The 10,969-nt window shown below is 53.1% G+C and carries 11 protein-coding genes and 2 tRNA genes; 10 read left to right on the top strand and 3 right to left on the bottom strand.

The window, feature by feature from the left end; genetic code table 11:
• Nucleotides 1-399 precede the first annotated feature (399 nt).
• Nucleotides 400-473 (bottom strand) — tRNA-Arg (locus RMSM_RS04500).
• 219 nt (nucleotides 474-692) lie between these two features.
• Nucleotides 693-1,475 (bottom strand): SGNH/GDSL hydrolase family protein, encoded by a 783-nt coding sequence (locus RMSM_RS04495; protein WP_008692201.1) that lies wholly within the window; start codon nucleotides 1,473-1,475, stop codon nucleotides 693-695.
• Nucleotides 1,476-1,516: 41 nt separating this feature from the next.
• Here RMSM_RS04495 and RMSM_RS04490 point away from each other — a divergent pair, with 41 nt between their 5' ends.
• On the top strand, nucleotides 1,517-2,590 hold the full coding sequence (locus RMSM_RS04490; RefSeq protein ID WP_008692199.1) for a thiamine phosphate synthase: 1,074 nt from the start codon (nucleotides 1,517-1,519) through the stop codon (nucleotides 2,588-2,590).
• 99 nt (nucleotides 2,591-2,689) lie between these two features.
• Here the strand turns inward: RMSM_RS04490 and RMSM_RS04485 are convergent, their stop codons facing one another.
• On the bottom strand, nucleotides 2,690-3,289 hold the full coding sequence (locus RMSM_RS04485) for a TlpA family protein disulfide reductase (RefSeq protein ID WP_040764085.1): 600 nt from the start codon (nucleotides 3,287-3,289) through the stop codon (nucleotides 2,690-2,692).
• 52 nt (nucleotides 3,290-3,341) lie between these two features.
• On the opposite strand from RMSM_RS04485, the gene RMSM_RS04480 reads away from it, so the two are divergent.
• The 9 genes from RMSM_RS04480 to RMSM_RS04430 all read left to right on the top strand — a co-directional run.
• Complete coding sequence (locus RMSM_RS04480) at nucleotides 3,342-4,298, top strand: secreted protein (protein WP_008692196.1); 957 nt, start codon at nucleotides 3,342-3,344, stop codon at nucleotides 4,296-4,298.
• 125 nt (nucleotides 4,299-4,423) lie between these two features.
• Nucleotides 4,424-5,035 (top strand): class IV adenylate cyclase, encoded by a 612-nt coding sequence (gene cyaB / locus RMSM_RS04475; RefSeq protein ID WP_008692195.1) that lies wholly within the window; start codon nucleotides 4,424-4,426, stop codon nucleotides 5,033-5,035.
• Nucleotides 5,036-5,146: 111 nt separating this feature from the next.
• Entirely contained in the window at nucleotides 5,147-5,626 is a 480-nt protein-coding gene (locus RMSM_RS04470) for an eL24 family ribosomal protein (RefSeq protein WP_236622002.1), read from the top strand.
• A complete protein-coding gene (locus RMSM_RS04465; protein ID WP_008692190.1) occupies nucleotides 5,627-5,848 on the top strand; it encodes a hypothetical protein in 222 nt (73 codons plus the stop codon). It abuts the gene before it with no gap.
• A gap of 129 nt (nucleotides 5,849-5,977) precedes the next feature.
• Entirely contained in the window at nucleotides 5,978-6,517 is a 540-nt protein-coding gene (locus RMSM_RS04460; protein ID WP_160168227.1) for a hemerythrin domain-containing protein, read from the top strand.
• A gap of 193 nt (nucleotides 6,518-6,710) precedes the next feature.
• Nucleotides 6,711-6,795: transfer RNA gene (locus tag RMSM_RS04455), tRNA-Leu, on the top strand.
• A gap of 447 nt (nucleotides 6,796-7,242) precedes the next feature.
• Nucleotides 7,243-7,779, top strand: coding sequence for a sigma-70 family RNA polymerase sigma factor (locus tag RMSM_RS04450; protein WP_008692186.1), 537 nt, complete (start codon nucleotides 7,243-7,245; stop codon nucleotides 7,777-7,779).
• Nucleotides 7,780-7,889: 110 nt separating this feature from the next.
• Nucleotides 7,890-9,362, top strand: a complete 1,473-nt coding sequence (locus RMSM_RS04445; protein ID WP_144057371.1) for a FecR family protein — start codon at nucleotides 7,890-7,892, stop codon at nucleotides 9,360-9,362.
• A 657-nt stretch (nucleotides 9,363-10,019) separates the two neighbouring features.
• Nucleotides 10,020-10,969: DUF1559 domain-containing protein (locus RMSM_RS04430; RefSeq protein ID WP_008692179.1), on the top strand; the 950-nt coding region annotated here is incomplete at its 3' end.

Raw genomic sequence — 10,969 nt, 5'->3', positions numbered from 1 at the left:
TGGTTGGTAGCTAGCGGGGCTCACCCATTCTCTTGCTCTCGACGGGCTCGTTGTTTCGCCGCTGCGACTAGCACCGCCACGGCCGCGTTCTCAAATCGTTTCCAGTTTGCTTCTTTCTCCTCGGTTGATCCGGTTGTTTCTCTGATTGTGAATACAGGGGACTTCTTAGCAGCGGGCGTGCTACCCGCCACTGCTCTCTTCGTCTGCATCTTCGCCGCCATGGTTTGAACCGTGGCGCGATGCTGGATCCCGTAGCGACAGCATGGGTCTCATTACCCGCGTAAGGCCTCTCACATCCTGGCCGATACGAGTAATAGCAGCCAACTCGAGCAATACGACTGACCGCTGAATCGCACTCGTTGATAAGACTAGAAGCCGACCTTCATTGGTCAAGGAAAATACCCCCGAGAGGATTCGAACCTCCGACCCTCGCGTTAGGAATGCGATGCTCTGTCCAGCTGAGCTACAGGGGCGCTGCGCTTTTACGCTGCTGAGTGTTTGACGACAATGAGTCTGATTCGTGTAACTTGATCTGCACGTGAGGAATGAGCTGCTCTATCCAGCTGAGCTACGAGGGCGTTTTGAAGAAAGTGTTTTGAAGTGGGCTTTTGCAAAGATCGGCACTTCAGAACGGCCAGCGGTCTGAAGTGAAATTTTGTAGCCACGGTGGCCGAGTGGGAAGGGGGAACGATCTACTTTTTTTCTAACGCAGCTCGTACCGACTTGGTCACTTGTTCAGCCAGCTTTTTCGATCCGGCAGCAGTATAGTGCACATTCGCCGGCCGTTGTAAATCGGCATGCTCAAGTGCGAAGTCGTACATCGGGTCGGTCTGGATCCCACCCACTTCGGCCATCACTTTGGCAGCGGCATCATTGTAACGCTTTGCGTCCTCGGGGATACGTCCGGCCGCTCCCTCGGGAACCGGCGTGGTTTCTCGCCAAATCACTGTCGCGCCGGTCGCCTTGAGCCGCTTGGCAATCTTTCTCAAATTCGCTTCGTACTGATCGATCGGAACTTGGCGGTGACTGGTCGCCGCATTGGGATCCGCCAAGTTTTGCCCTTTTGGACCCATGAATTTCAAATCATGAAGCCCAAAATTGAAGTGAATGACGTCCCATTTGCGATCGCCAATCCAGCTCTCTAGCGATTCCAATCCGCGAGTCGTTGGTCCACAATTGACCGCCGGCCGGTAAACATTAGCCACGCCCTCAAGCTGTTTACGGGCATCGACCATATAGCCAATCGAGATCGAATCGCCGATCAGCAGCACGTTGGGAAGTCCCGCGACGGCCGCCGGTGGCTGGAATGCCGGGTTCACCTTTTTGGGCTTTGCATTACGATTCGCAGTTGGTTTGGTTTGCGTTTTCTTGGCTCGATTTTGGCCCTCGTCGGCTGCGGTTGCCAGTGGCGAACATGTGATCGCAATCACAAATACCGAAGCCACGATGTTTGCCAAAGCTGCGGATGTCTTCATGTTTTTATTCCTAACACTTTTCTCGTTCACGATTCTAACTGATGCCAATCCTACCAGGCCAAGCAACCTATCGTATTCTGGATGCCTCGATAAATCGAGCGACCGAGGGGCTTCGTACTTTGGAAGAGTATGCTCGGTTTGCCCAGGATGATGCTGCGGCTAGCGGTTGCTTCAAGTCGCTTCGTCACGATTTGACCACCGCAGTGGGCGACGGTCTCGATCGCCAGCGATTGATCCAATCGCGTGATACGCCCGGCGACGTGGGGACGGAGATTCGTGAATCGACTGAATACAAGCGGTCGTCATCGCAACAAGTGATCGCCGCTGCTGCCGCACGTATCGCTCAATCGCTGAGGGTGATCGAAGAGTATGGCAAAACGATCGATGCACGTTTTGCTGCCCAGATTGAACAGATTCGCTATCGGGCCTACCAAGCGTGTGCCACGCTCGAACTCGCGGCGTTTACCAACACTCGCGTTACTCAGCTCGCCGAAGCAAAGTTGTATCTGCTGATCGACGGTGGGGAATCCGAGACCCAGTTTACTGCTTCGATTGAACAGCTCGCCAAGGCTGGCGTCGATATTTTTCAGCTTCGCGATCACTCACTCGACGACCGCACACTTTACGAGCGTGCCTGTGTCGGAGCCGCTGCGGCTCGAAAGCACGGACGATTGTTCATCGTCAATGATCGTGCCGATATCGCGGCGGCCGCGGATGCCGATGGAGTTCATGTTGGACAAGAAGAATTGCCCGCCGCGGCGGCCCGAGCCATCATCGGAGATCGCCGCTTGCTGGGGATTTCGACTCATTCGATCCAGCAAGCAAAGGAAGCGGTCGATGATGGTGCCGACTACATTGGATGCGGGCCTGTTTTCGCAGGCCGCACCAAACAGTTTGATGCCTACGTGGGGCCGGCATTTTTGCAGCAAGTCACACAGTCGATTTCGATTCCGGCGTTTGCGATCGGTGGCATCGATCAAAGCAACGTCAGCGAAATCATCGCAGCAGGTTGCGACCGGATCGCGGTTACCGGAGCGATTCGTGATGCCGAGGACCCGGTGCATGCCGCGAAAAAGCTGAAGCAGAGCTTGCGTTGGGAAGAACCGAATCGCTAACGGGTCTTATCGGCAATGCCGTGACACATCTTTCCGTAGCGGAAAATCGTCAAGAGTATTGGTTTTGCTCGTCGTAGCCGAAAGTCTCTGCGACTTTCGCTACAGCAACTCTTCGATTTTGGCTTTCATCTGGTCGACACCATTGGGCGAAAATCCTTCCCACACTCCGCGGATCGTGCCCTGTTGGTCGACCAGCACCGAAGTGGGAAAATACATGTGTGGTTTCCCAAGCAACTCGGCAACGTTCTGACGCGACATGCCTCGAGGGTCGGCGAACACGTCGGTATCCGCGTCGATCGAATCAAGAAAGTTGCGAGTTCGTTGTGCCAGACCTTCGATGGTTTCCGATGCACCGGCTTCGCAGGAAATGGAGATAAACGCAAAGTTTTCGTTGGACTCGAATTCTTGCACCATCTCGGACAGATGAGGGTACTCCATCGTGCAGGGGCCACACCAAGTGCCCCACAGATGGATCAGCGTCACTTTGCCGGTGGGTAACCCTTCGATGGACATCTCGGAGGGATCTTGAGAAAGCCGAACCAATTCCAATTGCGGCGCGGACTTGCCGACCGCAACGCTGTCTTGCGGATCGCCGGAGGGTTGGTTTCGACTGACAGCGAACAGCCCAAATGCTAAGATTAAGACGAGCAGCGGCCACCACGACCGGCGCGCTCGAGGCTGTACGGGAACTTCGTTCATATCGGTTGTTTCGGAATGGATTGGCACGCTAAAGGTCGTTTACTAAAAAGCAATGAATCAAATGGGTTACCTGCGAGCTTCTTCTCGTGCGATCGCGTTCGCGCTCTTTTCGCTCACTCTATTATCGAGTATCGCGACGGTTCAGTGGACATTCGCCCAGGAGTTAAATGGGCAGAATTCGGACTCAACCGCCAAATTCTCACCAGTCTATCTGGATGTACCCCAATTAAGCGAGAGCAGTGGTTTGGCCGCTTCGCACCGGCGGCTTGAGCATTTTTGGTCTCACAACGATTCGGGCGATACCGCACGGTTGTTCGCTTTTGACGTCCGCGGCAGGGCGACCGGCAGCTGCGAACTGGTTGCGGCATCGTCAGTGGATTGGGAAGACATGGCCTCGTTTGAACTGGGTGATCGAAAGTACCTGTTGGTGGCTGATTGCGGAGACAACGACAGCAAACGCGATGCCTGTTTTATTTATTTGTTCGACGAACCTGACCCGACGCGTGCGACAAAAATAAAAAGTTATCTTACCTTACAGCTTACCTACCCCGATGGAGCCCGCGATTGCGAAGCGGTTGCCGTGGATCCGACACGGGGCAAAATCTTGATGATTGCGAAATCCGCAATCCCGTACGTTAACGTCTACTCTGTAGAGTTATCCGGTTTGTTAGAACGGCTAGAAACCGTCCGCACAAATTCGTCCTCATCGATTCTCCCTGTGGTCCGAGCGGTGGCGAAGATCGAAGGCGTGTTGGCGCTGCCGATGGTGTCCGCTGCTGATATTGATTCTCGTACAGGCGACTTGTGGATTGCTAACTACTTTCAAGCTTTTTGCTTTCGCTGCTCACCACGCAACATGTCGGTTGCCGAACAAACAAAGCAGGCGGCCGAAGCTAGCGATCTGCCTCGCTTGCGACAAATCGAAGCCCTCTGTATGAATGATGGCGGTGATGTTTGGGTGACCAGCGAAGGGACCCCCGCAGCACTGAGCCGAGTAACCAAACCGTAGCCAGCACACCAAAGTGGGATGGGCTTCCGGCTGTCATCGGCCAAGCGGCTAAGGGGATTTAATTCAATCGTTTTTGTGGACCTGCGCACTGACCCGCCACACACTCACTTGCTGAGAAAGCCATCATGTTCGAAGTTGAACAAAAGTTTCACTTGGATGATTCGACTGCCACGGAAGCAAAGTTGGTAAAAATAGGGTTTCAGGCCATCGAAACACAGACTCACCGGGACACCTATTACAATCATCCGTGCCGCGATTTTGCCGAGTCGAAAGAAGCGTTGCGGGTGCGGCGGATCAATGGAGTGCCGCGGATCACGTATAAAGGAACGAAGTTGCCTGGCGCGATCAAGGCTCGGCGTGAATTGGAGTGGGAATTGGGGCCCGGTGATGCCGACGGCGAAAAGACCGAAGCGTTGCTACAGTTGCTTGGATTTCAGCGGGTCGCCGAAGTCTGTAAGGCACGTTCGGTGTTTGAGCCGGTGTTGGTGGATCCAGAGAAATCCTCGTTAGAGGCAGGCTTAGGTGATTTGGACGGTTTTTCTGTTGTCTTAGATGAAGTCCAGCAGGTGGGGCGATTCGCCGAAATCGAACTGATTGTCAAACACGAGTCGGATGTCGAGCAAGCCCGCGACCGAATCGGGCGACTGGCGGAACGGTTGGGCTTGCAGCGAAGCGAATCACGAAGCTACTTGAGGATGTTATTAGAAGTCTCGGCAGGCAATCGTATTGGCCAGTAAGTGGTTGTATGGTCACTGCGAGGGGGACGATGTCAGGCGAGTCGGTATAAATTCGCCAGTTTGCTTCCTCTTGGCAGAGCACCTATGCTTTAATGCTGACGAGCGTATTGATTGAAACCAATTTTGGAGAAGAAAAGAATGTTGCTGAAGAAAGTTGCAAGTGGTTTGGCCATCGCCCTGGTTGCTACCGCGACGGTATTCGCTGGCGATGTCGATTTGGAAGGTGTGAAATGCGTTGTCGCATCGAAGCCTGCTGATGCGGAAAAGTCAGCGGACTACAAAGACGGCAAAGTTTATTTCTGCTGCAATGGATGCGCTGGAAAGTTTGCGAAGAACAAGGAAAAGTTTGCCAACAGTGCTAATCGTCAACTGGTGGCGACTAAGCAATATGAGCAAAAGGCTTGTCCTATTAGCGGCAGAGAGCTGAACCCAGAAACTGGAACCGAGGTTTCGGGCGTTAAAGTGACGTTCTGTTGCAATGGCTGCAAAGGAAAAGTGGAAAAGGCCGAGGGTGATGCCAAGGTGAAATTGGTCTTTAGTGAGAAGGCCTTTGCGAAAGCATTCGCAAAAGCGGCTGAAGAAACCGAGTAAGTGTCCGATTGGCGAGCGAAAAAGGTTGCCATCTTTTCACTGTTAAAACATCGAAAAAGCCGGACGTTTGATTCGTTCGGCTTTTTTCGTACGCGTCGCTCAGCGAAGTGGTTGCTTCGAATCGAAGCGGTTTTTGAGCGAAAATCGATCACCGCAGCGGCGAGTATTGACGGAGCATCAACCAACAAACGGCTGCAAATGTGCATGAATGTTCACTGGTAGCGTTTTTTTTGGGACGCAACTTTTTCTTTGTCTCCCGATAGAATTGCGAATAATTCGGCTTCCTATACAGCCGTCACATTCTCCACCGCCAAGGTCCTGTGACCCAGTGGCGGCACTATCGTTGCTGCATTGTCCTATCAACACGGATTTACAGGAAAAAGGGATACTCAACACCGAACACAACTAAAAAGAGTCAGATCCATGAAACCCGTATCGAAGCACAGCGTTTCCATGCTTTTTAGCCATTGGAAACAAGAGCATTCCAGTTTGCAGAGGGAGTTAGATGCTTTCCGCGACTGGACCAGCAATGTTGCGGAGCAGCAGACGCCGGAATTTATTGAGTCTGCAAGTCGCTTGCGTCAAATTCGCGACCGACTTGTGGATCATTTTGTTCGGGAGGATCAGATTGGCAGAGAGTTGCGTTCGCACTACCCGAAAGGTTCGGTTGAGGTCGAGGCGAGTTATCGCCAAGCGTGTCAGGACCACGAGGAGTTGCTTTCAGAGCTCGATGATCTGGCCGGCCGGCTGGATCAAGTCGAACCACCTTTTGAATCATGGCCCGACGCGGTTCACGAAGTGACCTTGTTTATTGACCGCTTTGAAGAGCATGAAGAGTCCGAGGCAGAGCACATCCTCTGGCTCGCTCCACGCGAAGATACTGCGGTATGAAGGTAGTGGAGTCTCGATCGTATTGCCATTTCAAGTCGGAGTCAGAGCAGCGAGCGGGGCAGCGTGGATGAAACTTGAGGTGGATGGAACAGGAGACGAATCACGCTGGTGGTCAAAAAATGGCATGTGACCGTATGAAACTGGCAGCACCTGGAGTGGACTAGCGGCGAAAAATGCCGTATTTTGTCGGCACGCCCAGGTGGTGGAATTGGCAGACACAAGGGACTTAAAATCCCTCGGCCGTTATGGCTGTGCGGGTTCGAGTCCCGCCCTGGGCATTTGATTTTGGAGCAATTCTTGCTCGCGGATCTTCTCTCTTTTTATCCGCCAGTCCCAGGACCATCCCCCCGCCAGGGTTGCTCTGTGTCCTCATCTCCTTGGTCGGCCGGTTTGCTGCCCCGTTTTCCCCTTCAAAACACCGCCAGAGCTCATTGCGGGGCACATGCGTGATGGCGAAATCGTAAAGAGATACGAGGAAACCCCTTGGCAGTAGGGGGGGCTGTCTTGTCCGGCGACGCAAACCATGGCGGCGTCAACGTTGGGTGGCTTGGCGGGAGACTTTTGGCGTTTTTCCGACTTTTGTTGGAAAAAACAGCGACCTGGGTGCGAATGTATGGGTACAAACTGGGTCAACATTTTGCCTGTCGCCTGGGGTAGTATCAAACAAAAGGGGAATCCTGCTTTTGGATGACGAAGTGAATTCATTGTGAACTGATCAAGCAAAGATGGCTGATGTAAATAACGAGAGCGGTTTGAGCGACGAACAGTTTGTCGATCGCTTGACGTCCAGCCAGAGGCAGCTTCGTTGCTTCATTCTTGGCTTGGTGGCTCGCCCTTCGGATGCGGATGATTTGTTGCAGGAGGTGAATTTGGCGTTGTGGCGAAAACGAATGAAGTACGACGCGTCGCAAAACTTTTTGCAGTGGGCGTTCGGGTTTGCCTCCATGGAAGTGAAGAGTTTCCACAGTCGCAATGCCAAGAGCAAAGTGGTGTTGGGCAATTCGGCCATCGAATTACTGACGGACGAATGGGAGCAATCGGAAAACTATCTCGATGAATGCCGAGATTCGCTATCGCGTTGTCTGCAGAAATTGGAAACGGAGGATCGCAAAGTGATAGAAGGCTATTATCGACACCGTCAAAGCATCGAAAGGTTGGCAGGTGAAATTAATCGTCCGGCCAGCACCGTTTACAAGATGCTTTACCGGGCAAGAGACACGCTGCGTCGCTGCGTGAAGTTCTCACAACTAGAAAATGGGTAACCCAATGCGGTTTGTTTGGGCCGGTCACAAACCAGAGCTACAAAAGGCCGCCCTGTCGTATTCCTTGCGGCGTGAACACGTCGTTATTTAATTTAGAAGAGTATCCACAAGTGATTGAAGAAGACGTTCCATCGTCAGTAAAACGTTTACGAGAGCTGACGCATCGCAAATGTGATGGCAACATCGCCGACGATGAGCTATTGGAGCTTTCAAGCTTGTTGGAAAGTTCGGCAAAGCTGCGAACGTACTACTGGGAAATGATTGCGATCGAGTCGCAATTGCAGTGGGATTTGGGCAGTTGCGAGGGTGAGATCGATTCGTTGAAGCAGACGACATTGGCGGGTAGCGAATCGCCGACGGAACAATCACAACAACGGCGACTTGCATGGGCGATCGGTGTGATTGCAATCGCGGCGTCACTATTGATGATGTTCGCAATGTCATTTGATCTTTGGACCGGAGGTCAGCCTGTTGCAAACTCAAACGTCACAGCTCATTCGCTTGCGGAGCAACCGGTGGTGGGGCGGTTGACGAAATTGTCTAGTGAGACGACTTGGGCTCTAAACCGCGTCAGTGATCAGGACAGCGGCGCACTTCGTCGAGGCGATACGATCGAATTGCGATCGGGAACGGCAAAGCTCGATCTTGCCGGCAAGGCTTCAGCGATCCTGCACTCTCCGGCCATCGTCGACGTCAATTCTGGCGACCATCTCTTTTTGGTCGTTGGTGAGATGCAAGTCGAGAATGCAGACGGGGAACGCGGTTTGTCGGTGGATACCCGCGAAGCAAGAATCACCGATGACGCGAAAGCCTATTCCGTCGATGCACGAGAGACCACGACCGATATTGTGGTGTTTGATGGCGAGGTTGACGTTAGTTTTCCCAATTCCGAACACGCCGAGGAACAGCCGAAATACGCGAAGCGGGTGCACGCAGGACAGGCGGTACAGGTTACCAACACAGGAACCGTTTCACGGATCGTCAGCGTGCGAAATAAGCGTTTGCACGCCAACACCACCGCTCAAGCCTATCATCCCATCATCGCTGCCGTTCAGGATGATATCGTGCGAGACGATTTCTACAGCTTCTACGAGATTGTTACGGGTGGGATGGGCGAAGACGTTCAGGCGTTTGTCGATCGTCCTCACCAGTGGAATGGAATCCGAGAGCGAATGCCGTCCTATTTGGTCGGTGGCGACTATGTCAAAACGTTTAATGACGACAAGATTATGGATGAAGTGCAAGTCGATTTGACCATCCAGCGTCCATGCACGCTGTATATCTTGATGGACAATCGTGTGCAGGCGCCTCAGTGGTTGCGTCAGTCGTTTGAACCGATGCCTGAGGATATTGGTGTCGATGAAGTGGCGATGCAATACGAGACAGTGGATTTGACCGAATTGGGAGTGGGACCGGGCAACAGCGTCGATCAATCTCATTCGATCTGGCGGCGAGTCGTTCGTAAGCCCGGTGTTGTGCGGCTGGGGACCAATGGCCGTCTGCCTCATCCCAATGAGCTAGGTACTGATTCTCCTGCCAATATGTATGGCATCGTCGCGGTGGGGTTGTCGCCGGAGATTTGACACAAGTGTCTCCACTTCTCGGGCTCCCACACTTCTTGGAGCCTATCTGAAAACCGGTTTCACCAATCCGGTTGGGGTTTTCGCTTGGAACCGCAGCGAACATCGTGTGGCTGAGTCTTCTCGGGTGTGAACGCTTTTGTTCGCTGATAAAAAGTTTCCGGAAATTTTTTATGCCTGTGATCGACGACTTCGACGCCATCGTTTTTGATCGTGTGAGGCGATAAAAGAACTTTGTATCGCAGCTCAGACGCGTTTGGTTGTCGGTTGATGCGGAGAGGACTCGGTTTTTTAAAGGGTGGCAACCACGCATGCAGCGATCGGGATTCCGCAAAACGCCGCATTAAATGGCGGCGAAGACAATACGAGAGAGAAGAAGGAGTTTTTTTACCGCGGACCGGGCGGTTGGCAAAATGTCAAATCCACACCGGTTCGGGTTTGCGAACGGAGTGCAGATGGAAATGTCGGATCGCCGATTTAGGTAGCGCCGCGACAGGCAGCCAAAAGCATTGAATTCGATTTTATTTGGAAAATCGTGGCGTACACGTGCGATTACTGGCAGATGCTTCGCCCAACGTCCTGCCAGAGTCAGAACGGTTCCGGACGACGGGAGGCATCCTTTCGCGCTTCTTGTCTCCTCTTTTTGCAAAGGCATTTTCCATGGAGTTCCTAGCTCAAGCGAAGTCCAAAAGGTCGAGAGGTTTTACTCTCGTTGAACTTCTTGTCGTCATCGCCATCATCGGCGTGCTCGTTGGTTTGTTGCTGCCTGCGGTGCAGGCCGCCCGCGAAGCCGCTCGGCGAATGAGTTGCAGTAACAATTTCAAGCAGATCGGTCTGGCCCTTCACAACTATCACAGCGCCTACAACCAGCTGCCAAAGCAGATGGGCGGGTCATTTGATTTGACGTCGGGTGCGACCGAAAATAACTCGAACGACCTAAGTGCCCTGGTTGGCTTGCTGCCGTTCATCGAGCAACAAGCATTGTGGGAAGCCATCTCCAATCCGTATGGGTTTAATCGTGATGGCACGGTCAAAACACCCGCCTATCCGCCGATGGGCCCCATCGCCTCGGACACCAACTATGTTCCTTGGTTGACTCAAGTTCCGGCACTTCGTTGTCCGAGCGATCCGACAGTGAAGACAGGGGCGGAAACTGCGTACACCAACTATGCGGTTTGTTTTGGGGACACGATTCACGAGAATCATTATGGGGGCGTCGGCTCGGACGGCCGATCCGATACCTCGACCGGTAACACTTGGAACGAAGCGTTCTTGAAGAGCTACGAGCGTGGCTTCTTCTTCACGCGGCATACCACCAAGTTCCGGGGCGTCTTGGACGGTTTGTCCAATACAATCGCGATGGGAGAAATCGTGGTGGGTAACGGTCAAGGCGAGGCTTTCAGCCACATGCATCGCGATTCGAGTGTGACGCACCATGGTCCCAAGTATTGGCACAACAAACTTGACGCCGCACGTCCTGCTTACTGGGATTTGAGTTCTGCCAATGTGGATCTCAATGACCGCCGCGGATCGAACTGGGCTCATGGTCGGGTCTACTACTCTGGTTTCACCACCGTGGCACCGCCCAATGGCATCTGCGTTGGTCGTGC

The sequence above is a fragment of the Rhodopirellula maiorica SM1 genome (assembly GCF_000346295.1).
In the GTDB taxonomy this organism is placed as follows: domain Bacteria; phylum Planctomycetota; class Planctomycetia; order Pirellulales; family Pirellulaceae; genus Novipirellula; species Novipirellula maiorica.
Note: the sequence above shows the minus strand (reverse complement) of the source record. Positions and strands in the feature narration are given on the sequence as shown.